The following is a 21,703-nucleotide window of genomic DNA, read 5'->3' as shown; positions in this document are numbered from 1 at the left end:
CCGATTGCCGCGTATTGCGGACGGGTAAAACGCTGCCGCCGCTGGTCAGGCCAGAAGGGAAATGGCCCCTTCCCCGCGCGAAACGCAAGCGACCATGGACCTGGCACGCTCGTCGTCGGTCAGACACAGGTCGCGGTGCTGGATGTCGCCGCCGACCACGTCAAGCACACAGGTACCGCAGGCACCACCCTCGCACGAATAGTCGACCGGCACTCCCTCCCGCACCATCGCCTGAACCAGAGACTCGTCCGCACCGACGTGAATTGCTCGCCGGGACAGCACAAGCCATGCGTCGAACGCGTCACCGAGCTTGTCGCCAGATGCGCTCGCCCGGGCGGTGAAGCTCTCGCAGCGCACTCGCTCCGGCTCCAGATGGGTGGTCGCCTGGGCCATCTCGGCCATAAGCCCCTCAGGACCGCAGTAATACAGCGTCGTGTCACCGGTGAGCTCAGCCGCCAGCTCACGCGGGTCGAGCCGGTCTCCAGCGGACGACTCGTGCACGACCACATCGGCGCCCGTCCCTTGCAGCACGTCGAGGTAGGCAGCGTGCTCGCGACGCCGTACGCAGTACCTGATCTCGCTGGACGCACCAGGCGGCAGCCCGCCCAGCAGGCCGAGGATCGCCGTAATACCGATACCTCCGGCGACGAACACGTGGTGCGACACCGTCGGATCGATGCGCATACCCGGTTGCGGGTACGAGACGAACAGCATGTCGCCGATCGCGAGATCGTCGTGGAACAGGACTGAGCCGCCGCGGCCGTGCTCGTCCCGGCGGATGGCGATCCGGTAGGCCGTTGAGTCGCCTTCCGGCCCGATGAGCGAGTAATCGCGTCGGGTCCCGTTCCGGTGCTGGATTTGGACATGATCGCCGGCCACGAACGGCGGGAACGCCTCACGGTGAACGGGAACAAGGGTGAGCTCGCGTACCCCCGGCGCCGGCCACGCGTCCGCCTGCAGCCGCGCGGCCATCAACAGACGCACACTCATTCGGCACCGCCGCCGATCTCGGCCGGCTCGGCCACGGGTATCTCGATCCCGGTGTCCTCTCCCGGCGGCAGCGGACGTATCAGATCTCCTGGACGTATCGTGCCGCCGCGCAAGATGCGGCAGTTGAGCCCTGACCGGCCGAGAAGCGGCTCGAACACGGGCTTGTCGATCAAGCGTTCAAGATAACGGCACGGCACATTCAGCCTGCCTCCGTAGACAACAGCCTCCCCGATCACGAAGCACCGCTCGACCAGAGAGTTGAGCGGGACGCCCTTGGTCACGATGTTGCGTCGCAACTCCACCCCGTCCACCGGTTCGCCAAGGGCGTGGGCGAGGCCGTCGATCACCTCCTGGGAGATCAGGGTGAGCTGACGGTCCGGGTGCCAAAGGTGTGAGTAGTGGCCGGTGCCGAGCGCATACCTGTCGCCCTCTATGCCCACCCCGGCCAGCAGACGCGCCGCCGACAACGCGTGCATCTCCACTCCGGCGCCCTCGGCTGCGTAAATCGCCCGGACCTCTCCGAGCCATGGCTGGCCGGCCACCTCGTCACGCCTCTCTGCGTCCATCACGATCGGTCCTCACATCCCTCGGCGCCGGTACCACTCCTGTACCGGCTGGATCGGACTAAAATGAGCTGAAACGATGCCTACTTTGCCAATAGGCAACGATATCATCCGAACGCAGGGCCGAAGGAGATCGATGTCGCAGGCGCACGCCGAGGACCTGGAGGGCCTCGCGGCCCGGATGATCGCGGAACACCGTCGCAGTCGCGGCCTCAGCCTGAGCAGCGTCGCGGAGGCGAGCGGGGTGTCCGCCGCCCACCTGTCGCGTATCGAGCGTGGGGAACGCGCTCCGTCACTCGGGGTGCTCCTGCAGCTGGCGAAGGCCTACGACCTCACGCTGGGCGAGCTCGTCGGGGAGCACCAGTCCGCCTTCCCCGCCGTGCGACACAGCTCACTTCGCACACATCCACTCACTGCGGGCGTCGGTTACCGGCCGCTGCTCACCCACGCAGGCCCCAGCAGCGTGCAAATCGTCCTGGTGGACATCGCCGCCGGGACGACGACACCTCCGTCATCCCACTCCGGCACCGAGTGGATCTTTATGATGGAGGGCGCTGTCGAACTCGGCATCGGCCCGCGACGTTGGACACTCGAGGCTGGCGACGCCATCGACTTCGACTCCGGCGAGGAGCACATGCTGAGCAGCGTCTCTGGAGCCGCACGACTGATGTTGGTGCTGGTCTCGCCGGTCACCGGCGCGTCACCGGGCCATTGATCCGCCTTTCCGAGACAGACCGCCGTCCCGCTCCCCTCTCTGCCGAGCGATGTCAAATGCGGCATTCATTCGCCGGGCTTTCGGTGGTGTTCGCGGTGGCAGCTCTGTCACCGCGAACACCGGTGATGATCGCGGCTGTTAACGTCCGCAGGCCGACGAAACAGCCACCGGATAGCAATGCGCTTCGTGGTGGTTGACGTTGGCCGACGTGGCCAGCACGGCCTTCGTTCGGTCGTCGAGAGTGGCTTCGGACAGCAACCCCTTCCGGTGTCGAGCCGGATCGCTCCTATCGGGCCGGGTCGGCGCGGAACAGCGGTGCGACGAGGTCGCCGGCGTTCTCAGGCATTTGGATGTAGGCGACGGCCGGGATGCCGGAGGCGGGCATGAAAGCCGTCAGGCGCACCGCGTGGGCCACGAGTTCGGGTGCCTGCTGGGCGGCTCGGGTCAGCACGGTGCCGCCCATGCTGTGGGCGACCACCGTGACCGGGCGGCCGCGGCCGAGCTGCTTGATCTGCGAGACCAGCAGGTCGGCCGCCTGGTCGAGGTTCACCTCCGCCACCGGGGGACGCCTCGGCGGCCAGTGCCTGCGGGTTGAACGAGCCTGCAACGTGATCATGACGGTCCACCTGCCGCCCAGCCCGACTTCCACAACCTGAACTGACCGTTGCTTAGGCCCCAAACCGCGCCCGCAGCGGCGACCACGGCGGCAAGGAAGGCGTGACGAGCACTGCCTCGCCCCCACATCGACCGTCGTCACTGGAACCCGCTGAGCGATCGGTCTCGACGCCGTCCCGGGAAGGATGCCGTCGCGGGAGTGGGCCGGGCGAGGACATCGCCGGATCAGCCATGCCGGCCGGACTCCGACTCCCGGGGGTCGATGCCGGTGGTGCGGAACCGGGTGCGGTAGCTGCCTGGCGAGACTCCGAGGTTGCGACGGAAGATCCGTCTCATCGTCTCCGGAGAACCGAAGCCGGCACGCCGTGCGACGGACTCCTGGCTTTCGTCGCCGGTCACCAGGAGAAGCTTGGCCGCCTCCAGCCGGGTCTGCTCCACGTAGCGGGCCGGTGTCATACCCACCTCGTCGCGGAACATCCGCGCCAGATGGCGTTCGCTCACCGCGGCGCGGGCGGCCATCGCGGCAGTCGAGTGGTCCGCGGCGGGTTCGAGGACCACAGCGTCCAGGACCTGGCGCAGGCCGCGCGTGGTGGGCGCGCCCGCCTTGGACCAGACGCTGAACTGGGCCTGTCCGCCCGGACGTTGCAGGAAGACGACCATCCACCGGGCGACCCTGCGGGCGACGTCGGTGCCGTAATCGTTCTCGACGATGGCCAGGGCCAGGTCGGTGCCCGCGCTGATCCCGGCGCCGGTGACGAAGGGGCCGTCCTGGACGAAGAGGGCGTCCGGATCCACCATGACGCGGGGGTACTCCAGGGCGAACCGCGCGCAGTGCGCCCAGTGGGTCGTCGCCCGGCGTCCGTCCAGCATCCCCAGGGCGGCCAGCACGAAAGCCCCCGTGCAGACGGAGGCGATCCGCGACGCTCGGGGCGCCAGTTCGCGGACCGCCGCCAGTGCCTCGGGGACCGTGTCCGGGGTCAGCTCCTCCGGTATGTCGTGCGTGCCCGGGGCGAAGGTGAAGTCGGCCGGCACACCTCCCGGCACCAGGAGGGTGTCAATGGAGTCGGGGGCGTCGGCCACTGGAATGTCCGCGCTCAGCCGGGTGAACGCGGTCGTCCCGACCGGCTGGCCCATGGGCGAGACCAGCAGCACCCGGTAGCGGGCCCCGAAGTCGTTGGCCCGGGCGAAGATCTCCAGCGGCGCCGCCACGTCCTGCAGCGTCACCTTGTCGTACAGCACAAAGACCATCGTCCGTTCGGTGCCGCTGTCCGCGGCCGCGATGCTCCGGTTCACGGTGCGTCCTCCTCCCGGGGCGTGCGGGGCTACCCGTCGTGTCCGAAATCGTGGATCGTGTGTCCGCTGCAGCCCTTGGCTCCTGTCCCCCCAGGAGGGGAACGTGGAGGCCGAGCGAATCGGCCAGGGAATCCGGGATCCGAGTTCCTGGAATGGATGGTACCGATCGCTTCGAGCTGTCAGTGAAAGCGTCGCGTTTCCGGCGACCCGATGGGAAGAAATATTAACCGCACGAAGACCTGATCGGTCCAGTGCTCATATCGACATTGCAGCCGCCCATGGCCTCACCGGCAGGCCTGGGCGGCTTTTCCTGCCTCTAGTTCACAGGACAGTGGAAGTCAATGCCGGAAATAGCTTGTTCAAGCATCTTTAACTCGCGTGAAACAAAATCGCTGGAACCTATTGGTGTCTTCCCACGTCAGAGCCGACACAATCGGCACCGAAGGCGTCTGCGACCAGGTTCCCCACCGGGGCCTACGCGGCGGCCGGAGCCGAGGAAGCGCCAAATCCACGTCCGAATCGAAGCGCTCGAAGTGCAGGATTCGGCACCGCCGATCGAGCCTTTAGCGAACCCCTTCCCGTCAGGGCACTCAATTCTCTTCCGCATCTCAGCGGATCAATTGTTGCCTGCCCGTGTTCGGGCACGAATTCCGCCGAGCCGTCAGAACTCGGCGTCAGAGGAGTCTTTTGGTCATGCGCCAACTAGATGCTTTGTCGATCAGCATCGGCGTACTCGGAGGAGTCGCCACGCTGATGACCGCAACCGTCCTGACCATTCCGGTCTGGGTCATCTTCATCGCCTGGGCCTCCTTCTTCATCCTCGGGGCCGGCACCGACGGCATGGTGAGGTCGATCGCCTCGAACCTGACCGGCATCGTCATCGCCTCGCTGACGCTGCTGGTCATCCACGCGCTGGGCGGTGGCACCGCCGTCGCCGCCGTCGCCGTGGGTGTGGGAAGCGCCGCCATGGTGCAGGCCTCGAAGATCCCCCTGCTCTCGAAGATCCCGGCCATCGTGTGGGGCTTCGCCTCCACGGTGGGGACGGTGGCCGCCACCGGCCACGGCATCACCACCGCATCCATCAGCAACCCGGCGCTCGTCGCGGCGTTGTCCATGGTCCTCGGCGCGGTGTTCGGCATCGCCTCTGAGTACTGGGGAGCCACGATGACCGCACGCCCCGCCGTCGAGCCGACCCCGGAAGGGCAGTCATGAAACTACAGCACCACCTGGGAGGCCTGGAAAACCTCGGCCCCGTCGACTGCGAACCCCGCGTCTTCGTCGAGGACTGGGAGCAGCGCATCTTCGGCATCCACGTGGCGATGATGGGTCTGAGCGCCCATCTCGGCGAGGCGGTACCCCAGTACCCGATCGAGGACGTGCCCACTGCCTTCTCCTCTGTCTGGACCTGGGCGGATCTGCGCAAGGGCGCCGAGGCGATGCACCCCTTCGCCTACTTCCAGTACCGCTACTACGAGAAGTGGCTCGGCGGCATCAGCGGGTTCTTCGTCTCCCAGGGCTACATCACTGCGGAGGAGCTGGAGTCGAAGGCCGCGGAGTACCTCCAGGATCTGGGACTGGCACTGCCTGAGGGCGGAGACGAACGCATCGACGACCAGGTCATCCGCTACCTGCGCGAGGGCGACTCCCCCCGCCAGGGTCCGGCTGGGTCCCCGGCCTTCGCCGTCGGCGACCGGGTGACCGTCAAGGACGTGCCGCCCGCCGAACACACCCGGCTGCCGGGCAATCTGCGCGGTCGCACCGGCACCGTGGAGCGCGTCTTCGAAGGCAACTACGGCTACTTCTGCTCCACCGGCCCGGACGGTATCGGAGAGCCGATGCCCGTCTACGCCGTCCGCTTCGAACCCACCGACATCTGGGGAGAGCTCGCCGAGCCCGGCGCAGTGCTCTACGGCGAGCTCTACCAGGCCTACCTCACCCCCGCCACGGAGGAACAGCAGTGACCGTACAGTTCGGCTACCCCCAAGACCGCGAAGCCCGCAACGCCGCCCGCGTCCGGGCGCTGGAGGCCCTGCTCATCGAAAAGGGCGTGATCACCGGCGCCACAGTCGACAAGGTGCTCGGCTACTTCGAGACCGACATGACACCGCTCAACGGAGCCAAGATCGTCGCCCGTGCCTGGACCGACCCGGAGTTCGCCGAACGGCTCGTCAAGGACACGCCGGCCGCCGTCGCGGAACTCGACCTGCCCGTCGGCATGGCCGGCGCCGAAGGCGAGCACCTGCAGGCCGTGGCCAACATCCCCGGAGTGCACAACCTGGTCATCTGCACCCTGTGCTCCTGCTTCCCCTGGCCCGTGCTCGGCCTCCCGCCGTACTGGTACAAGGACCCGACCTTCCGCGCCCGCGCGGCCCGGGAGCCCCGTGTGGTGCTCAAGGAGATCGGCCTGAACCTCGACCCGTCCGTCGAACTGCGGGTGTGGGACAGCAGCGGTCATTCTCGCTGGTTCGTCGTTCCGCAGCGGCCCGCCGGGACCGGCGGCATGACTGAAGAGGAACTCGCCGCCCTGGTCACCACCGAATCGATGATCGGCATCGCCGAGGTTCCTTCACCCGCCGCCTGAGCCGCACCCGGACACCAGAGAAAGGGAATCCCATGGAGGCCACCGCCACCACCGCGCCCCTGCACGAAACCTGCGTCACCGACATGAACGCGCCCACCTTCGACGCCGACTGGCAGCGCCGGGCGTTCGGCGTCGCCGTCGCCCTGTCGGAGTTCGGCCACTACCCCTGGGACGCATTCCAGCAGCGACTCATCGCCGCCATCGGCGTATGGGAGTCCGCCCCAGCGGCCGAGCAGGGCAGGTGGCAGTACTACGAGCACTGGCTCGCGGCGCTCGAACACGTACTGATCGAGCACGGTCTGGTCGGACAGGACGAGATGCGCGCCCTACTCGAGGCGTAACCCGTTCCCAGGCCCGGACCACCAGGACGCCCCGTTCCGGCCCGTCCGCCAGGGCCGCACCCGCGCGTGGCTCCCTCCCCACCAGCGGGTGCGGCCCTCCTCCCCTCTCGCTGCTGACGACGGCACCGCGCGGTGCCCCTGCCAAGGAATGTGTGTGACCACAACAACCATCACCGCCGGCCGATGGACCCGCGCCGAACGGCTGCGCATCACGGGCATCGTCGGCGTCATCGCCGCCCTGCACGTCATCGGATGGAGCCTGTACCTCTTCTACGCCAGCGGCCCGGCCGGGGCCGGGGCCTTCGCCGGAGCCGGAACCCTTGCCTACACACTCGGGATGCGGCACGCCTTCGACGCCGACCACATCGCCGCCATCGACGACACCACCAGACTGATGCTGCAACGCGGACGCAGACCCGTCGGCGTGGGCTTCTTCTTCGCCATGGGCCACTCCACCGTGGTCCTCGCCCTCGCCTTCGTCGTCGCGCTCGCCGCGGGCCACGCCGGCTCGGACATCGGCATCTTCCGCCATGTCGGCGGCCTGGTCTCGCAGATCGTGGCCGTGCTGTTCCTGCTGCTCGTCGCCGTACTCAACCTCATGGTGCTGACCGGCATCGTCGGCCTGTGGCGGCGTATGACGCAGGGCCGGCTGCACCAAGACGAGCTCGAGCGGCAACTGCTCAACCGAGGCCTGATGAACCGCCTCCTCGGCCGCCGCACCCGGGCGCTGATCCGCTCCTCATGGCACATGTACCCGGTCGGCATCCTGTTCGGCCTCGGCCTGGAGACCGCCAGTGAGATCACCCTGCTCGCCCTGTCCGCCAGCACCGCCGTCCACGAGTCTGGCTTGCCCACCCTCGCTGTCCTCTCCCTCCCGCTGCTCTTCGCCGCCGGAATGACTGCCTTCGACACCGCCGACAGCATGCTGATGACACGCCTGTACTCATGGGCGTACCGCAGCCCCGCCCGCAGGCTCTACTACAACATCGCCACGACCGGCATGACCGTGGCCGTCGCCGCGTTCATCGCCAGTGTCTACCTCGCGAGGCTCGTTGCCGACGCCACCGGAGCCGGGGGACTTCTCGCCGCCTACGCCTCCCTGGCCGACCATTTCGAACTGCTCGGCTACGTCGTCGTCGCCGTCTTCGCGGCCTCCTGGCTCTCCGCCGCCGCCATCTGGCGCTACCGCGGACTCGCCGAGAAGTACGGCGACCGGCAAGGTGCCGCCGGCGAAGCACCCCAGCGATCCTGAGGTCTGGTGCCGGTGAACCAGGGTGCCGGCTCGTAGTCCCCGGTTGCCAGGCGTATGGATGGGGGCAGACCAAGTACGGGAGAAAGGGACAGTCGTCCACTCCCACCTCGGTGTCCACGGCGCCTACACCTTCGCCATGCCCGACCTCGCGCCCGGCGGCATCCGCGACCTGGATGCCGCCGAGATCTGACCAGCGTGGCGGAACAGAGCGTGGGCAACGTGGAAGCCATGAACGAGACACCGGACTCGGCCGTGGCGACCTACGAGGACCTGCTGCGCCAGACCCGCCGGTTCCACCAAGAGCTGGAGCGGTACCACGGGATAACCCGGCGACAACTCCAGGAGGAGTGGAAGACCGTCCAAGCCGCGATCTACGTCGAGCTACACCACCTATGACGAGTCCGGCCAGGTGGCAGGACGGGCCGCGCTGGATGCCGCCCGCCAGATCCGGGCGCGGTGGATCCCAGACGCAGACGACCTTCTGTAGCCGGGTCCGGCGCGTTCATCTAACGACCGTTTGACGAACGCAACCAAGGACACGCGGCCGAACGGGGACCTCCGTGCGCCGTGTCTGGTTCGGATGTTCATTTTGCCGTTCATCTTCGGCCGTCCCCTGCTACCGTTCAGGTACCTCGCGCGTGACGTTTGATGAACGGAGGCGCTTCGCCATGGCGCTCATCGGACTGGTCCGGGTCAGCACCGACAAGCAGAAGACCCAGCGGCAGCACGACGCCCTCGATCCGATCTGCCTGAAGGTCATCGAGGAGAAGGCCAGCGGCAAGCTCGCCACCTATGATCGGCCCGACCTCCTCACCGCGCTGTCCTACATCCGCGAAGGCGACCTGCTGACCGTCCAGGAAGTCGACCGGCTTGGCCGCAACCTCCTGGAAGGACTGATCGTCCTCAACGACCTGTTCCAGCAGGGCATCGGCGTCAAGGTGCTGGAGGGCATCGCCGCCGGCGAGCACACCGAACGCTCCTTCATACTCGACCTGGCCCTTGCCCTGGCCGAGGACCGCCGCCGCGACATCGTCCGCAAGACCAGGAACGGCCTGGAGACCGCCCAAAAGCAAGGCAGGGTCGGAGGCCGCCGCCCTGTGGTCGACGACGACAAACGCGCCGCGATCCTCGACCGTCGCCGGCGCGGGGAATCCATCCGCACCATCGCCGCCGGGGTGAAGGTCTCCGTCGGCGTCGTCCACAAAACCCTCGCAGCCGGTGCCGAGGGCAACCCCACTGACCAGCCCCCAACTCCCTGAGGAGCACGCCGCTCATCGACCACTACCCGCGACACCGAACGAGGGCGGAGTCGCCCGGCCCAGGGTCAGGTCCGGGGGATCAGGTGTCGAGGTTCGCCCCGATATCGCAGAGCTTGTTACCGGTCTCGATCTCTGCGAGATAGGCCTTGAGCTGTGCCACGCGACCCTCCGCTTCGGCGATCAGCTGATCGGCGATCCGACCCCAGTCGTCAAGCTCGGGGTTGGCGGGAAGATCGGCGAACAGGTCGGCGATCTCCCGGACGGTCAGGCCGACGCCTTGGGCGAGTTTGGCGATCTGGATGCGGCAGGCCGCGGACTCATCAAAACGGCGCTGGTTGCCCGAGGTGCGCACCGCGATGATCACGCCGTACTTCTCGTAGAACCGAACGGCCGAGGGCGCCACGCCGCTCTCAGCGGCGACGTCGCCGACCGTGAACTCCCCGCCCGCAGGAACGGCCAGAGGGGGAGCGGGTCGCGGTGTGGTGAGCGTCATGGACTCCACGCTATGCCCGATCCGGTTTGACTTCAACATATGTTTAACCCTCAGGGTGATGGCTGTGACCACACAGACACAGCACCCAAGCAGCCCATCCACCACCTCGGCGCCGACGCGGATACGGATCGCGGTGATCTCCTCCAGCGTCCGCGACGGACGGATGAGCCCGACCATCACCGACTGGGTCATCGCCGCCCTCGACCAGACCGGCGGCGTCGAGGTCGACCTGATCGACCTGACCAAGATTTCGCTGCCTGACGACAGCCAGCTCTACCCCGGCGGCGGGCCGGAAACCGCAGTGGGCGAACGTATCGAGGCCGCCGAGGCGTTCGTCTTCATCACGCCTGAGTACAACCACTCCTACCCTGCCTCGCTGAAACGACTGATCGACTGGCACTACCGGGAGTGGAAGCTCAAACCCGCCACGATCGTCGCCTACGGCGTCCAGGGCGGGCACGCCGCAATCGAGCACCTGCGCGGAGTGCTGGCCGAGCTGAACATGATCACCACCCGCCGATGCATGGGCTTGCCTGCCCCGTGGGAGAACCTGGACGACGCCGGCCGTTACGCGCCCGCCGACAGCGTGACCAAGGCCCTGACCAGCGCCCTGGCAGAGCTGAGCTGGTGGTCCGATGTGCTCACCGACGCCCGTACCAACCGTCCCTTCCCCGCCTGAGAGAGACTCCGCATGGATACGCGCGCACGCAGCATCGGACTGGTCCTGGCCTTCGCCGGACTGCTGGTCATCATCGACACAACCGTGACCATCGTCGCCCTGCCGGCGATCGTCACCGACCTGGACACCACACTGCCCCGAGGCGCCTGGATGACCACCGGGTACATCCTCGGGCTGATCGCGGTCATCCCGCTGACCGGGTGGCTCGCCGGCCGGTTCGGAGATCGCCGCGTCTACCTCGCCGGCCTGACGGTGTTCGTCCTCGCCTCGGTCGCTGCTGGGTTCTCCCCGAACGTGGACACTATGATCGCCTTCAGGGTGCTCCAGGGTATGGGCGGCGGTGTGCTGAACCCCCTCGGGATAGCGATCGCGCTGCGCTCAGTGCCCAAGGACTACCGGGGGCGGATCATGAGCCTGGTCGGGCTGCCGATCCTCATCGGTCCGGCCCTCGGCGCACCCTTGACCGGTCTGCTGATCGATGCAGCCTCCTGGCGGTGGCTGTTCTGGATCAACCTACCCCTCGGCGTCCTCGCCCTCTTCCTGTGCCTGCGCCACTTCCCCGCCCCTCAGAGCAGCGAAGACCACGGACGCGTGGACTGGCCCGGCCTGGTCATGGTCACCATCGGATGCGTCGGGCTGGTGCTGGCCTGCACCTCCATCGGCGACTCGGGGCGCGTCACCCTGACAACGGGCGTCTCGGTGCTGGCCGGGCTCGCGCTACTGGGCGGGTTCGCCCGCCGCAGTCTGCGCATCACACACCCGCTCGTGCACGTACGGTTGTTGGCACGCCGCGAGATCGCCGCGGGGGCCGTGATCACGTTGTGCTTCGCGGGCGGCTACTTCGGAGCCAGTTCCATCCTCCCCGCCTTCGTCCAGGGAGTCCGCGGAGACCCAGTCTCAGTCGCCGGCATCCTCGCCGTTCCCGCCGGCCTGGCCGTCGGGCTCACCCTGCAGATCGCCACCCGTCTCATTGACCGCATCCATCCCCGCCGCGTCATCATGCTCGGCACCGGCACCGCCCTGACCGGCGCCATCACTCTGGCATCGCGCTCAGCCTCGACACCGGTTACATGGTGATCGGTGCGCTGAGCATTCTGGTCGGCGTTGGCTCCGGTGCCACCCTGATGCCCACCACGGTCGCGGCGACCCGCAGTCTCGACGGACCCGAACTGCCCCAGGCCTCCACCGTGCTTGCCTTGTTCTCCCAGCTTGGCACCGCCCTGGTCGCATCGACCATCACGCTGCTCATCACCGCCCGCGTCGACGGCCTCGACACCGACGGGCGTGGTGGTTTGGCCGCCATCGTCGCGCTCGAACCGGCCGAACGTGCACCGCTGGCCCACCAGCTCGCCAGCACCATCGGCCTGAGCTACGCCACCCCCGCCACACTCATCCTCGTCGCCTTCGTGGCCACCATCTGCGGCATGCGATCCTCGGCACCCGAACGCACGAGCCGCCAATTGATCCGGTGGAGCTTGTGGCTACCCTTCCCAGGCATCTTGCCCGCGTTGAACCCAGCGCTCTTCGAAGTGACCGGCATGTTGGAGTGCCGAAGGAGGTGCCTGGTGAGGGCGTAGGGACAGAGGCCGGGACTGATCCCAGATGAGTTGACAGTGGCCGGGACACAGCTTTCGGCGGAGCCGGCCTTTTCCATGGAGTGAAGGGAAACGCTGACGTACGACACGTTCGACCGAGTCTGAGTGAGATTCTCGAGAAGGAAATATCCGCAGGTGACGAACATGCCTGACAACCCCAGATCACGTGTCAGGCATGTTCGCCGGGAACGCACTTTCCTGACATGCCTGACGCCGTTGCGGCACCGTAGATAACCCCGCCCGGTCCAGGGCCGACGGCACCAACGGCTGGGTGATCAAGCGGCCAGCTCGACGTCGGTGAAGTCGACCTCTTTCAGCAGGGGGTCGAACGGATCCGGCCGATGACGTAGCTCGTCGGTGGCGTAGGCGCCGAAGCGGCTGATGTGGGCCCGCAGGTACGGGGCGATCTGGCCGAGCTGGTCGGCGGTGATGCTCCAGCCCTCGGCAACCAGCTGCCGCACGATATCGGAGATGTCCAGCGCGTTGTGGAAGACGACCATTGGCCAGCAGCGTGTTGAACTTGATCAGCTTCTCCTGCTCTTCGGGGTCATTGTCGGCCAGCACCCCGCCGAACCCGAGCCACTTGGAAAACCCGTTGTAAGACTCGACCTTGTTGGTCGCCGCGGTGACCCGCGCCCGCAGCGCCGGGTCGGCCAGATACCGCAGCGCGACTGTACGTATGCTACGGCCCACCTCACGGAAGGCCTTTAGATGCGGTTCTTGCGAGAGTTGGACCGCAGCCGCCGCATCAGCGTGGCCGAGGACAGGCGGCCCTCGCTGATGGAGATCGCCACCTGCATCAGGTCGATCCAGTGCTTGTCGATCAGCTTCCAGTCGATCACGTTGCGGCCGCTCTCGCCGAACAACTGGTCGATATGCGGATAGGCGATCTTCTCCGAGGCGCGGAAGAAGATCAGGTCCTTGAAGTTGCGGATGCGCGGCATCAGGTCGAACCCGAACAAGGTCGCCAGGGCGAAGACCGGGAAGTTCTGGCCCTGGGTGTCGGCGTGCACGGTGGAGGGCTGGATGTCGGAGGTGTTGGCCAGCAGCCCCTCGATCAGGTGCACCGCCTCCCACACCCCGCACGGAATGAACCGGGAGAACAGCGCCACGTAGGTGTCGGAGATGTAGTGGTAGGCGATGCCGCCGAATCCTGAAGCGCGTGGGTTCGTCGATTCCTGGCAGTGGACATGCGGGAACTCACACGCCGATGTGGTGTTGAGGGTACTTGGTGGTGCGGGTTCGGAGCTGGGTGGCTGGCGGCGGCGTTCTGGGTCAGCTGCCGGTGGGACGGCGCTTCTTGCCTTCCGGGGTGAAGGTGAAGCCGGTTTTGAAGTCGCCCGGGCCGTAGCGGACCGCCAGGAGGACGGCTTCGTCGTAGCGAGGAGGCCAGGTCGACTCGGCATCTGGATCAGCGCCGTTCCACAGATGAAAGAAGATCATCGGGATTTCTGTGGGTTCGGTGAGGTAGCCGAGGGTCTTGCCGTAGTAGGGGTTGTTGCCGCCCAGCAGCACGGAAGGGGGCCCGAAGGTGTTGATCACCTCGCTGAGCGAGCGGTCGCGTGTGGCCCAGGTGGGGATCTGGGTTCGCATCTGGTCGTACTCAGCACTTGTCAACGTTCGGTCAGCCTCCAGCCAGCCGCGGGCGCGGGCGAACTCCGAGTAGACAGCGGCCATCCCGGATTCGTATGGACCAGGGATCAAGTTCCGGAAAGCCCCGGACACGCCGGTCGAGGTCCAGGCTCCGCGCAGCTCCAGAGCTCGCTGTTCTTCGGCCCAGGCTTCGTCGCTGTGCTCGAGGTGGAGCAGGTGATCAAGGACGAGTCGAACGCTCACTTCTCCGCCATACATCCCTGGGCGGCGCAGTACCGAGTTCACCTGGAGGACGAGGTAGTCCCGCATTTCCGACGGGGAGCGCAACCCAGGAAGCTCTGCCACGAAGATCAGTCTCTCAACAGGCGAACCGGAAGGGCCAGATGGGGCAGGAATCGCCCAGCGGAATCACTACCGGGGCAGGCTCGATCGCTTCTCGGGGTGGGCGGCGTAGACGTACTTTATGGCGGTCCTGGCGCCGATGCCGAACACGCGCATGAGGTGGACGGGGTCGGCGGTGTGCTTGGCCTCGTCGAGGATGCGGTCCTGCCGGAGTTTGGAGGCGCTGAGCCCGTGGGGCTTGAAGACGTCGTTCATCACCATGCTGGAGATCGGCGGGCGGGTGTCCATGACGGCCGTCTGCCCGCTGAGGAGCAGGTGCGGGTTGGCGGTGCGGAGCCAGCGGCGGCGGCGTTCGCGGAGCCAGGCGATGGCGAGGCTGTGGGTGAACTCGTCGAAGTAGACGGTGTGGCGGGTCAGGGCCCGCCGGACGATCAGCATCCCGGCCTGCAGGTCGAGGTCGTCCAGGAGGAGGCGGGAGGTCTCGGTCTTGCCGAGGCCGTGGATGGCGACCAGGGCGAGGACGAGCTTGGCCATGGCACTGTCAGCGCGGTCGATCAGGCCGCGGAGCCGGTCGGTGGGGATCGGGACGGGCAGACGGACGACGGCAGCCATGGTGATCCCGCGGGTGGGGTCGCGGAAGATGAGCCGTTCCTGTTTGAGCGACTGGAACAGGCTGCGTAGTGCGCTGGCCAGGTCGAGCCCGGGTTGCCCAGGTCGTGGTTTGAGGACGTCGTGGATGTCGTCGCGGGGCGAAAGCCTACGACCTCACGCTGGGCGAACTCGTCGGGAGCACCAGTCCGCCTTTCCCGCCGTACGACACAGCTCACTTCGCACACATCCACTCACTGCGGGCGTCGGTTACCGGCCGCTGCTCACCCCCGTCGGCCCGAGCAGCGTGCAAATCGTCCTGGTGGACATCGCCGCCGGGACGACGACACCTCCGTCATCCCACTCCGGCACCGAGTGGATCTTTATGATGGAGGGCGCTGTCGAACTCGGCATCGGCCCGCGAGGTCGGACACTCGAGGTCGGCGACGCCATCGACTTCGACTCCGGCGAGGAGCACATGCTGAGCAGCGTCTTTGGTGCCGCGCGACTGATGTTGGTGATGGGCTCGCCGGTCACCGGCGCGTCACCGGGCCATTGATCCGCCTTTCCGAGACAGACCGTCATCCCGCTCCCCTCTCTGCCGAGCAGTGTCAAATGCGGCATTAAATCGCGGCTGTTAGGCGTTCGTTCGGTCGCCGAGAGCGGCTTCGGACAGCAATCCCTTGCGAGAGCCCTGTCTCCAGCGCGATGACCGCGGGCGCGTCCGAACTGGCCAGGGCGCCCGGTCGACGACTCGGAGAGGGTCAGGGCACGATGACGGTCTTGCCGCGGGCGTGGCCCGAGCGGGCGCGGGCGACGGCGGCGGGGGCGTCGGCCAGCGGGACCTCGGCCGTTATGGTGACGCGGAGCCGGCCGGCGTCGGCGAGAGCGGCGAGGGCCTCCAGCACGGCGGGAGTGGGGCTGTTGCCGAGATTGACGCCGCGGATGTCGCGGACGGCCAGGGCGTCGACGTCGGCAGCGTAGTTGGTGTTGATGAGAATGCCCCCGGGCACCAGGAGGCCCGCCAGAGCGTCGATGTCGCCACCGGGGGCGGTGACCAGGTCCAGGACGGCGTCGACCCCCTCGGGCCGGATGGAGCGGACCTGTCCGGAGACAGGCGCGGTGGTGAAGTCGATGATCTCGTCGGCGCCGAGGTCGCGAAGGTGGCCGGCCGTGTCCGCGGTCGCGGTTGCCAGGACGCGCGCGCCCTTGTGGGCGGCGAACTGGATGGCGGACTGCCCCACCCCGCCGGAGGCGCCATTGATCAGGATCACCCGTCCAGCGTCGAGGCGGGCGGCTTCGACGGCCTGGTAGGCGGTGACACTGGCGGTGGGCAGCGCGGCCGCGACGGCGAACGGCAGCCCGCCGGGGATGCGAGCCACCTTCCCGTCCTCGGCGGCCAGGGTGTATTCGGCGTATGAGCCGTGCCCGCGCGGGAGGTTCATGAACTGGCCGTAGATGGTGTCGCCGGGCCGGAACCGGGTCACGCCGGGGCCGACGCGCTCGACCACGCCGGCGCCGTCGGAGCCCATGACGAGGGGGAAGGCGTGCTCGACGGCGCCCTTCAGCGCGCCGCCGGCGACCTTCCAGTCGAAGGGGTTGACTCCGGCGGCACGCAGGCGGACCAGCAGCTGGCCAGGGCCGGGGTCGGGGATGGGCAGGTCGGCGAGCTCGGGCTCGGCTCCGAACTCGGTCACGACGACGGCCTTCATGGCTGTGCCTCTTTCCTTGCGGGAGTGGGGGCGGTGAGGTAGCGGGCGTAGATCAGGTCGCCGATCGCGCGGGTCTCGGTCAGGCGCAGGGGATGTTCGGGGCCGTTGAGGAAGCGCCCGGGGCCGACGAAGCGGGGCGCGCGCGGGTCGCCGATGAAGAAGGGGGCGGTGACGAGCTGGAGCTCGTCTGCCAGCCCTTGGGTGAGGAACTGGGTGTGCACGGTTCCGCCGCCCTCGACCAGCAGACGTTCGACGCCACGGGTGGCGAGGTCGGCCAGCACGGCGCGCAGGTCCAGCGGTGTCCCAGCGTCGATGACCGTGGCGCTGGTGCCCAGGCGTTCCCGGGCCCTGCCTGCGGCGTCGGCGTAGACCAGGCACTCACCGGCTCCGTCGAAGAACGCCATGGCCCGGTCGAGGTTTCCGGTGGCGCTGATGACCACACGGAGCGGGGTGGCGGGGCGCTGCGCACGGACTCGGGCGGCACGGCGTTCGGCGGAGCGCACCTTGAGCCGGGGATTGTCGGCGCGCAGCGTGCCGGCGCCCACCAGGATGGCGTCGGCCCAGGCCCGGAGGGCGTCGACGCGATCAAAATCCTCGGGGTTGGAAAGGATCAGCCGGCGGGCGGTGGCGTCGTCGAGGTAGCCGTCGAGTGACATCGCGCAGGACGCCACCACGTACGGCCGGCTCCGGCCGCTGTCCGGGAGCGCCGGGACGGTCTGGCCGAGGGTGAGGGTCGGCTCGTCCATGACACGGGCGGGGGTCCTGGGCTCAGCCGGCGAGGTCGGCGAGCTGGGGCAGGGCGATGGTGTGGTGGGTGTGGCCGGCCTTGGCGTGGAGGTAGCGGAGGTTGTCGGGGGTGGCGTGCACGCCGGTGGGGCGGGTGGCCCGGACGGTGACGCCGAGGCTGCGCAGCTGGTGGGCCTTGTCGGGGTTGTTGGTCAGCAGGTCGAGGGTGCCGATGCCGAGGGCGGCGAGCATCTGGGCGGCGGCGGTGTAGTCGCGGGCGTCCTCGGGCAGGCCGAGGGCGAGGTTAGCCTCGTAGGTGTCGAGCCCCTGATCCTGGAGGGCGTAGGCGTCGAGCTTGTTGTACAGGCCGATGCCGCGGCCTTCCTGGCGCAGGTAGAGCAGCACTCCTCCGGTGCCGGCGATGCGCTCGACCGCTTCGCGCAGCTGGGGGCCGCAGTCGCAGCGGGCGGAGCCGAAGACGTCCCCGGTCAGGCATTCGGAATGCAGCCGCACCAGCGGGGTCGCCGCCGCGCTGAGGTCGCCCAGGATCAGGGCGAGGTGCTCGGCGCCGTCGGCGAGGCCGCGGAAGGTGACCGCCTCGGCGGTGACGGCGTAGCCGTCGGCAAAGAGCAACGGCACCTGGACGCGGGTGCGCACGGTCGGGATTGGGATGTCACGCATGATGGCTCCTGGGGTGATGAATCTGGTGCGGTTCGAGAGCCGGCCGCGTGGTCCCGCCCGGCCGGCCCCGGCTGCCGCTGATTCGGCCTGGGACTGGCCGTGCGGGGTGGTGCAGGGCGGGGTTCAGCCCTGGGTGCCGTCCAGGTTGATCGGGTACAGGCCGAGCAGGCCGTCGGGGTCGGAGGGGTCGACGCCCTTGACGTCTCCGATGTAGAGGCCGACGCGGGCCTTGTAGCGGTCGAGGGCGGCACGGTCGTTCATGAACGTGCCGAGGCCGAGCGGGTTCATGTTCTTGTAGTCGAAGATGCCCTTGCGGTCGGCGGGAGCGGCGACGTCCGTGCGGGCGCTCCAGGTGCCGATGGAGTTCTGCTGGGCGTCCTTGGACAGCAGCCAGCTCAGGTACAGCTTGGCGGCGGCTTTGTGCGGCGCCTTCTTGAAGACGGCGGCGGTCTGCGGCCAGGCGACCCACGGGCTGTGCTCGGGGATGCTGGGGGTGGACAGGCCGGAGAAGCTGCCGGCGCTGGCGAAGTTCGCCACGTAGTCGCCGGTGCCGACGAGGTCGGCGGCGGCCTGGGTGCCTCGGACGAACTTCGGGTGCTGCGCCATCAGCTTCTTCAGGTAGTCGAAGCCGTACTTGTCGGTGAGCTGCTTGAAGTAGTAGAGGACGGCGTCGTCGTCGTTGGGGTAGGTGAAGACGAGCTTGTTCGTGAACTCGGGCTTGAGGAAGTCCTTGGCTTCGACGGGCGCGCCGTCGCCGAGCGTGTTGGCTGTGACGTTGGCGAAGCCGAAGAACATCACGCCGGTGTAGTAGCCGTCCTTGTCCTTGATCTGGTTGTAGACCTTGTCCCAGCCGACCGGCTTGTACTTCTCCAGCACCCCCTCCTTCTTCCAGCGTGGGAAGTCGTCGAGCGTCTGTAGGTGGGCCACGTCCACTACGACTTTGCCCTCGTCGATCTGGTTGTCGATCCGGGCGTCGTGGTACTTGCTGAGGTCCACGACCATGTTGACCTTCATCTTCGGGAACTTCTTGATGAAGGCGTCACGGAGGTAGTCCGCCTGATACGGCGTGTCTCCGCCGGCGTACACGGTCAGGGCCCCACCCTCGGCCAGGGCCTGCTTGTACAGCTCCTGCAGTTGCGCCTCCTCGCTCGTGTACGCGGCGCGCGTGCGGTCGGCACGGCCGGAGGGGGACTCGGCGAGGGCGGCGGTGGTACCACCGGCGGCCAGCACGCTGAGCGTGAGGGCTCCGATCGCGATCTTGCGGATGTGCTTCATGACAAGCTCCTCGGGACAAGCACTTAAAATTTTGAGTACTTTCGACACGGGTCAACCTAAGGCAAGGAACTTCAAATTTCAAGCGACGCCCTCACGTGTACCGAGCCGTCAGGCGCCAGCGCACGACCAGGGTTGCGACCGACGCGACGGCAGCAGGCGAGGCAACGGCGCACTGCTGCTCCATGCGGACCAGGGCGGCCAGTCAGGAGCCGCTCGTGCGTGGCATGCCGATCAGCAGGACGTCGGCCGGCATCATGTTCGGCACGCTCCCGGCCCCGGCCCGGTCATGCCGTAGGCTCTTCTTGGTCCGTCACGGCACCGGGGCGGGGGGCGTCAGGTCATCGACAGGAATGGCGCTGAAGGTGCGTTCTCCCACGCTGACCGGGGTGCGACCACCGAGAAAGCGCGGTCGACCGGCTCGGCCAGATCCTGGCCGCCGCCCCTGTCCACCCAGCGGCGTAGCGCGGGCTGTCATGCTGTGAGCACGACTCCGGCGGCAAGTGTGGGGCGCAGGCCAGCGTTCGGGTCCAGCCCAGTGCGTTGGGAGATGACGCCGGCGAGGTCACGCCTGTCGTCAACCCGGCACGCATCGACAGGATCCTGGCAATGCTTCAACCTCAAAGTGTTTGTTTCAAATTTCAAGGAGTGCTAGAGTGCCCCGTGTGGAGGGAACCCGCTGGCTGAACGCAGAGCAGCAGCGCGCCTGGCGCGCCTACTGCAACGCCAGCGCGCTCCTGGAGGACACCCTCGACCAGCAGCTGAGAAGCACAGCGGGCATCACCCACCTGTACTACGCGGTGATGGTCCACCTCTCCGAGGCCCCCGGGCGGCACCTGCGGATGACGGACCTCGCCGAACGGCTGAAGATCTCCCGCAGTCGGCTCACCTACGTGATCACCCAGTTGGAGCAGGAGTCCTGGGTGCGCCGCGAGGAGTGCGCCAGTGACAAACGCAGCCAGCTCGCCGTCCTGACGGACGAGGGCGTGACGGCCCTGGAACGGATCGCACCCGGCCATGTTGCGACCGTTCGCGCCGCGGTCTTCGACCGCCTCACCCCCGAGCAGACGCGCAACTTCGGTGAGATCTGCGAGACCATCCTCGCCGCCCTCACCGACTCCCACGGCCCCGCCTCCATCACAGAGCCGCCCTGGCGCCGCTGACGGGTCCGAGCCGTCTCCGAGCTCGGCGTACGGCTGGCCAACCTGGACGAAGCGCTCCTGGCCCTGGTGGGAGAGCGGAGATGAACCCTGTCCGAGTGACGCGGCACGGCCTGACCTTGGCCGGGCGGACCCTGTTGAAGATCAGGCACTCGCCGGACCAGTTGCGGGACGTGCTTCTCCCAGCCGCTGCGACGGCTGGGAGACGAAGGTCTCTCACCTCCGTTCGACTTCGCGCACGTCGTCGCGCTCGCGGCGGGCCACGCCGGCTCGGGCATCGGCACTTTCCGCCATGTCGGCGGCCTGGTCTCGCAGATCGTGGCCGTGTTGTTCCTGGTGCTCGTCGCCGTACTCAACCTCATGGTGCTGACCGGCATCGTCGGCCTGTGGCGGCGTATGACGCAGGGCCGGCTGCACCAAGACGAGCTCGAGCGGCAACTGCTCAACCGGGGCCTGATGAACCGGCTCCTCGGCCGCCGTACCCGGGCGCTGATCCGTTCCTCATGGCACATGTATCCGGTCGGCATCCTGTTCGGCCTCGGCCTGGAGACCGCCAGTGAGATCACCCTGCTCGCCCTGTCCGCCAGCACCGCCGTCCACGAGTCTGGCTTGCCCACCCTCGCTGTCCTCTCCCTCCCGCTGCTCTTCGCCGCCGGAATGACTGCCTTCGACACCGCCGACAGCGGCCGACCATTTCGAACTGCTCGGCTACGTCGTCGTCGCCGTCTTCGCGGCCTCCTGGCTCTCCGCCGCCATCTGGCGCTACCGCGGACTCGCCGAGAAGTACGGCGACCGGCAAGGTGCCGCCGGCGAAGCACCCCAGCGATCCTGAGGTCTGGTGCCGGTGAACCAGGGTGCCGGCTCGTAGTCCCCGGTTGCCAGGCGTATGGATGGCCATCCCCCAGTAGTGAGCTGTGCCACCGTAGCAAAGCCGAATGAGCGGCATCCGCTCGCCATCGGCGAGCTCACCCTCGACATCGCCGAATTGGCCGGGGTAGCGCACATGCGCCCTCTTCAGCTGCGATCAGTTCTGCTTGGCGTGCAGCGGCAGGCGCTGGGCCATGGAGGTCATGGTGGAGGAGAGAATCACGGGCACAGGGACCATCCTGCCGCTCGGTGTCCTGACCACCACGGTACGACGGCGGCTCGAACACCTGACCGCACCCATCGGCACCATCCAGGACGGCGTGCTTCCGTCCGACACCCCCTGGCTAAGCGTCCAGTAGTCCGCCCCCGTCAGTTCTGTGCCTTGG

28 protein-coding genes and 1 pseudogene are annotated in these 21,703 nt (G+C 67.7%); 16 read left to right on the top strand and 13 right to left on the bottom strand.

Annotated elements, in window-relative coordinates; translation table 11 throughout:
• Nucleotides 1–45: 45 nt before the first annotated feature.
• The gene (locus tag ACTWQA_RS33295; protein ID WP_443162956.1) at nt 46–972 is read right to left on the bottom strand and encodes a PDR/VanB family oxidoreductase; all 927 of its coding nucleotides are present in this window, start codon (nt 970–972) and stop codon (nt 46–48) included.
• Nucleotides 973–986: 14 nt separating this feature from the next.
• On the bottom strand, nt 987–1,556 hold the full coding sequence (locus ACTWQA_RS33290; protein WP_443163002.1) for an MOSC domain-containing protein: 570 nt from the start codon (nt 1,554–1,556) through the stop codon (nt 987–989).
• 133 nt (nt 1,557–1,689) lie between these two features.
• On the opposite strand from ACTWQA_RS33290, the gene ACTWQA_RS33285 reads away from it, so the two are divergent.
• Entirely contained in the window at nt 1,690–2,268 is a 579-nt protein-coding gene (locus tag ACTWQA_RS33285) for a helix-turn-helix domain-containing protein (RefSeq protein WP_443162955.1), read from the top strand.
• A gap of 286 nt (nt 2,269–2,554) precedes the next feature.
• Here the strand turns inward: ACTWQA_RS33285 and ACTWQA_RS33280 are convergent, their stop codons facing one another.
• Together ACTWQA_RS33280 and ACTWQA_RS33275 are read right to left on the bottom strand one after the other, a co-directional pair.
• Entirely contained in the window at nt 2,555–2,884 is a 330-nt protein-coding gene (locus tag ACTWQA_RS33280) for an alpha/beta fold hydrolase (RefSeq protein ID WP_443162954.1), read from the bottom strand.
• Between the two features lie 224 nt (nt 2,885–3,108).
• The gene (locus tag ACTWQA_RS33275) at nt 3,109–4,176 is read right to left on the bottom strand and encodes a GlxA family transcriptional regulator (protein WP_443162953.1); all 1,068 of its coding nucleotides are present in this window, start codon (nt 4,174–4,176) and stop codon (nt 3,109–3,111) included.
• A 693-nt stretch (nt 4,177–4,869) separates the two neighbouring features.
• Between ACTWQA_RS33275 and ACTWQA_RS33270 the strand changes: the two genes are divergently transcribed.
• From ACTWQA_RS33270 to ACTWQA_RS33235, 8 genes are all read left to right on the top strand, one after another.
• Complete coding sequence (locus ACTWQA_RS33270; RefSeq protein WP_443162952.1) at nt 4,870–5,388, top strand: DUF1097 domain-containing protein; 519 nt, start codon at nt 4,870–4,872, stop codon at nt 5,386–5,388.
• The gene (nthB, locus tag ACTWQA_RS33265; protein WP_443162951.1) at nt 5,385–6,137 is read left to right on the top strand and encodes a nitrile hydratase subunit beta; all 753 of its coding nucleotides are present in this window, start codon (nt 5,385–5,387) and stop codon (nt 6,135–6,137) included. The genes ACTWQA_RS33270 and nthB overlap by 4 nt, the downstream gene beginning before the upstream one ends.
• The gene (gene nthA / locus ACTWQA_RS33260; protein WP_443162950.1) at nt 6,134–6,757 is read left to right on the top strand and encodes a nitrile hydratase subunit alpha; all 624 of its coding nucleotides are present in this window, start codon (nt 6,134–6,136) and stop codon (nt 6,755–6,757) included. The genes nthB and nthA overlap by 4 nt, the downstream gene beginning before the upstream one ends.
• Before the next feature lie 32 nt (nt 6,758–6,789).
• Nucleotides 6,790–7,098, top strand: coding sequence for a nitrile hydratase accessory protein (locus tag ACTWQA_RS33255; RefSeq protein ID WP_443162949.1), 309 nt, complete (start codon nt 6,790–6,792; stop codon nt 7,096–7,098).
• A gap of 154 nt (nt 7,099–7,252) precedes the next feature.
• Complete coding sequence (locus ACTWQA_RS33250) at nt 7,253–8,350, top strand: HoxN/HupN/NixA family nickel/cobalt transporter (protein ID WP_443162948.1); 1,098 nt, start codon at nt 7,253–7,255, stop codon at nt 8,348–8,350.
• A gap of 58 nt (nt 8,351–8,408) precedes the next feature.
• Complete coding sequence (locus ACTWQA_RS33245) at nt 8,409–8,540, top strand: hypothetical protein (protein ID WP_443162947.1); 132 nt, start codon at nt 8,409–8,411, stop codon at nt 8,538–8,540.
• Between the two features lie 38 nt (nt 8,541–8,578).
• Nucleotides 8,579–8,746 carry a hypothetical protein gene (locus ACTWQA_RS33240; RefSeq protein ID WP_443162946.1) on the top strand — a complete coding sequence of 56 codons (168 nt, stop codon included), beginning with the start codon at nt 8,579–8,581 and terminating at the stop codon, nt 8,744–8,746.
• Between the two features lie 272 nt (nt 8,747–9,018).
• Entirely contained in the window at nt 9,019–9,609 is a 591-nt protein-coding gene (locus tag ACTWQA_RS33235; protein ID WP_443162945.1) for a recombinase family protein, read from the top strand.
• A gap of 79 nt (nt 9,610–9,688) precedes the next feature.
• Here ACTWQA_RS33235 and ACTWQA_RS33230 read toward each other — a convergent pair whose 3' ends face one another.
• Nucleotides 9,689–10,294 carry a MerR family DNA-binding transcriptional regulator gene (locus ACTWQA_RS33230; RefSeq protein WP_443162944.1) on the bottom strand — a complete coding sequence of 202 codons (606 nt, stop codon included), beginning with the start codon at nt 10,292–10,294 and terminating at the stop codon, nt 9,689–9,691.
• On the opposite strand from ACTWQA_RS33230, the gene ACTWQA_RS33225 reads away from it, so the two are divergent.
• From ACTWQA_RS33225 to ACTWQA_RS33215, 3 genes are read left to right on the top strand one after another with little or no spacing between them, the layout of a single operon-like run.
• Nucleotides 10,266–10,781 carry an NADPH-dependent FMN reductase gene (locus ACTWQA_RS33225; protein ID WP_443162943.1) on the top strand — a complete coding sequence of 172 codons (516 nt, stop codon included), beginning with the start codon at nt 10,266–10,268 and terminating at the stop codon, nt 10,779–10,781. The two genes, ACTWQA_RS33230 and ACTWQA_RS33225, sit on opposite strands and share 29 nt — an antisense overlap.
• Before the next feature lie 12 nt (nt 10,782–10,793).
• Nucleotides 10,794–11,858 (top strand): DHA2 family efflux MFS transporter permease subunit, encoded by a 1,065-nt coding sequence (locus ACTWQA_RS33220; protein ID WP_443162942.1) that lies wholly within the window; start codon nt 10,794–10,796, stop codon nt 11,856–11,858.
• Nucleotides 11,852–12,358: a hypothetical protein gene (locus ACTWQA_RS33215; RefSeq protein WP_443162941.1), complete on the top strand. Its 507-nt coding sequence runs from the start codon at nt 11,852–11,854 to the stop codon at nt 12,356–12,358. The genes ACTWQA_RS33220 and ACTWQA_RS33215 overlap by 7 nt, the downstream gene beginning before the upstream one ends.
• Nucleotides 12,359–12,651: 293 nt before the next feature.
• Here ACTWQA_RS33215 and ACTWQA_RS33210 read toward each other — a convergent pair.
• The 3 genes and pseudogenes from ACTWQA_RS33210 to ACTWQA_RS33200 form a co-directional block, all read right to left on the bottom strand.
• Nucleotides 12,652–13,593, bottom strand: a pseudogene (locus tag ACTWQA_RS33210) (Tn3 family transposase); the annotation flags it as partial.
• A gap of 58 nt (nt 13,594–13,651) precedes the next feature.
• Nucleotides 13,652–14,278, bottom strand: a complete 627-nt coding sequence (locus ACTWQA_RS33205) for a hypothetical protein (protein ID WP_443162940.1) — start codon at nt 14,276–14,278, stop codon at nt 13,652–13,654.
• 102 nt (nt 14,279–14,380) lie between these two features.
• Nucleotides 14,381–14,923 (bottom strand): hypothetical protein, encoded by a 543-nt coding sequence (locus ACTWQA_RS33200; RefSeq protein WP_443162939.1) that lies wholly within the window; start codon nt 14,921–14,923, stop codon nt 14,381–14,383.
• 298 nt (nt 14,924–15,221) lie between these two features.
• On the opposite strand from ACTWQA_RS33200, the gene ACTWQA_RS33195 reads away from it, so the two are divergent.
• Nucleotides 15,222–15,458, top strand: a complete 237-nt coding sequence (locus ACTWQA_RS33195; RefSeq protein WP_443162938.1) for a cupin domain-containing protein — start codon at nt 15,222–15,224, stop codon at nt 15,456–15,458.
• 205 nt (nt 15,459–15,663) lie between these two features.
• Here the strand turns inward: ACTWQA_RS33195 and ACTWQA_RS33190 are convergent, their stop codons facing one another.
• The 4 genes from ACTWQA_RS33190 to ACTWQA_RS33175 form a co-directional block, all read right to left on the bottom strand.
• Entirely contained in the window at nt 15,664–16,611 is a 948-nt protein-coding gene (locus ACTWQA_RS33190; protein ID WP_443162937.1) for an NADP-dependent oxidoreductase, read from the bottom strand.
• Nucleotides 16,608–17,357, bottom strand: a complete 750-nt coding sequence (locus ACTWQA_RS33185) for a RibD family protein (protein WP_443162936.1) — start codon at nt 17,355–17,357, stop codon at nt 16,608–16,610. Before ACTWQA_RS33185 ends, ACTWQA_RS33190 begins: the two co-directional genes overlap by 4 nt.
• Nucleotides 17,358–17,379: 22 nt before the next feature.
• Nucleotides 17,380–18,018 carry a GTP cyclohydrolase II gene (locus ACTWQA_RS33180; RefSeq protein ID WP_443162935.1) on the bottom strand — a complete coding sequence of 213 codons (639 nt, stop codon included), beginning with the start codon at nt 18,016–18,018 and terminating at the stop codon, nt 17,380–17,382.
• A gap of 123 nt (nt 18,019–18,141) precedes the next feature.
• Nucleotides 18,142–19,293 (bottom strand): ABC transporter substrate-binding protein, encoded by a 1,152-nt coding sequence (locus tag ACTWQA_RS33175; protein ID WP_443162934.1) that lies wholly within the window; start codon nt 19,291–19,293, stop codon nt 18,142–18,144.
• Nucleotides 19,294–19,946: 653 nt separating this feature from the next.
• Here ACTWQA_RS33175 and ACTWQA_RS33170 point away from each other — a divergent pair.
• A complete protein-coding gene (locus tag ACTWQA_RS33170; protein WP_443162933.1) occupies nt 19,947–20,453 on the top strand; it encodes a MarR family winged helix-turn-helix transcriptional regulator in 507 nt (168 codons plus the stop codon).
• Nucleotides 20,454–20,666: 213 nt separating this feature from the next.
• On the opposite strand, the gene ACTWQA_RS33165 is transcribed toward ACTWQA_RS33170, so the two are convergent.
• Entirely contained in the window at nt 20,667–20,888 is a 222-nt protein-coding gene (locus tag ACTWQA_RS33165; RefSeq protein WP_443163006.1) for a hypothetical protein, read from the bottom strand.
• Between ACTWQA_RS33165 and ACTWQA_RS33160 the strand changes: the two genes are divergently transcribed.
• Nucleotides 20,787–21,389, top strand: coding sequence for a HoxN/HupN/NixA family nickel/cobalt transporter (locus tag ACTWQA_RS33160; protein WP_443163001.1), 603 nt, complete (start codon nt 20,787–20,789; stop codon nt 21,387–21,389). The two genes, ACTWQA_RS33165 and ACTWQA_RS33160, sit on opposite strands and share 102 nt — an antisense overlap.
• Before the next feature lie 131 nt (nt 21,390–21,520).
• Entirely contained in the window at nt 21,521–21,676 is a 156-nt protein-coding gene (locus ACTWQA_RS33155) for a hypothetical protein (RefSeq protein WP_443162932.1), read from the top strand.
• Nucleotides 21,677–21,703 lie beyond the last annotated feature (27 nt).

Source organism: Nonomuraea sp. 10N515B (genome assembly GCF_052245915.1).
Classification (GTDB): domain Bacteria; phylum Actinomycetota; class Actinomycetes; order Streptosporangiales; family Streptosporangiaceae; genus Nonomuraea.
This window is presented reverse-complemented; position numbering and strand designations above follow the sequence as displayed.

Coding starts and splice junctions, on each gene's coding strand:
- ACTWQA_RS33295 (WP_443162956.1), bottom strand. CDS start 972: ATGGCCGCGCGGCTGCAGGCGGACGCGTGGCCGGCGCCGGGGGTACGC.
- ACTWQA_RS33290 (WP_443163002.1), bottom strand. CDS start 1,556: ATGGACGCAGAGAGGCGTGACGAGGTGGCCGGCCAGCCATGGCTCGGA.
- ACTWQA_RS33285 (WP_443162955.1), top strand. CDS start 1,690: ATGTCGCAGGCGCACGCCGAGGACCTGGAGGGCCTCGCGGCCCGGATG.
- ACTWQA_RS33280 (WP_443162954.1), bottom strand. CDS start 2,884: ATGATCACGTTGCAGGCTCGTTCAACCCGCAGGCACTGGCCGCCGAGG.
- ACTWQA_RS33270 (WP_443162952.1), top strand. CDS start 4,870: ATGCGCCAACTAGATGCTTTGTCGATCAGCATCGGCGTACTCGGAGGA.
- nthB (WP_443162951.1), top strand. CDS start 5,385: ATGAAACTACAGCACCACCTGGGAGGCCTGGAAAACCTCGGCCCCGTC.
- ACTWQA_RS33255 (WP_443162949.1), top strand. CDS start 6,790: ATGGAGGCCACCGCCACCACCGCGCCCCTGCACGAAACCTGCGTCACC.
- ACTWQA_RS33245 (WP_443162947.1), top strand. CDS start 8,409: ATGGGGGCAGACCAAGTACGGGAGAAAGGGACAGTCGTCCACTCCCAC.
- ACTWQA_RS33240 (WP_443162946.1), top strand. CDS start 8,579: ATGAACGAGACACCGGACTCGGCCGTGGCGACCTACGAGGACCTGCTG.
- ACTWQA_RS33235 (WP_443162945.1), top strand. CDS start 9,019: ATGGCGCTCATCGGACTGGTCCGGGTCAGCACCGACAAGCAGAAGACC.
- ACTWQA_RS33225 (WP_443162943.1), top strand. CDS start 10,266: ATGAGCCCGACCATCACCGACTGGGTCATCGCCGCCCTCGACCAGACC.
- ACTWQA_RS33230 (WP_443162944.1), bottom strand. CDS start 10,294: ATGACCCAGTCGGTGATGGTCGGGCTCATCCGTCCGTCGCGGACGCTG.
- ACTWQA_RS33220 (WP_443162942.1), top strand. CDS start 10,794: ATGGATACGCGCGCACGCAGCATCGGACTGGTCCTGGCCTTCGCCGGA.
- ACTWQA_RS33215 (WP_443162941.1), top strand. CDS start 11,852: ATGGTGATCGGTGCGCTGAGCATTCTGGTCGGCGTTGGCTCCGGTGCC.
- ACTWQA_RS33205 (WP_443162940.1), bottom strand. CDS start 14,278: ATGCGGGACTACCTCGTCCTCCAGGTGAACTCGGTACTGCGCCGCCCA.
- ACTWQA_RS33200 (WP_443162939.1), bottom strand. CDS start 14,923: ATGGCTGCCGTCGTCCGTCTGCCCGTCCCGATCCCCACCGACCGGCTC.
- ACTWQA_RS33190 (WP_443162937.1), bottom strand. CDS start 16,611: ATGAAGGCCGTCGTCGTGACCGAGTTCGGAGCCGAGCCCGAGCTCGCC.
- ACTWQA_RS33185 (WP_443162936.1), bottom strand. CDS start 17,357: ATGGACGAGCCGACCCTCACCCTCGGCCAGACCGTCCCGGCGCTCCCG.
- ACTWQA_RS33180 (WP_443162935.1), bottom strand. CDS start 18,018: ATGCGTGACATCCCAATCCCGACCGTGCGCACCCGCGTCCAGGTGCCG.
- ACTWQA_RS33175 (WP_443162934.1), bottom strand. CDS start 19,293: ATGAAGCACATCCGCAAGATCGCGATCGGAGCCCTCACGCTCAGCGTG.
- ACTWQA_RS33155 (WP_443162932.1), top strand. CDS start 21,521: ATGGTGGAGGAGAGAATCACGGGCACAGGGACCATCCTGCCGCTCGGT.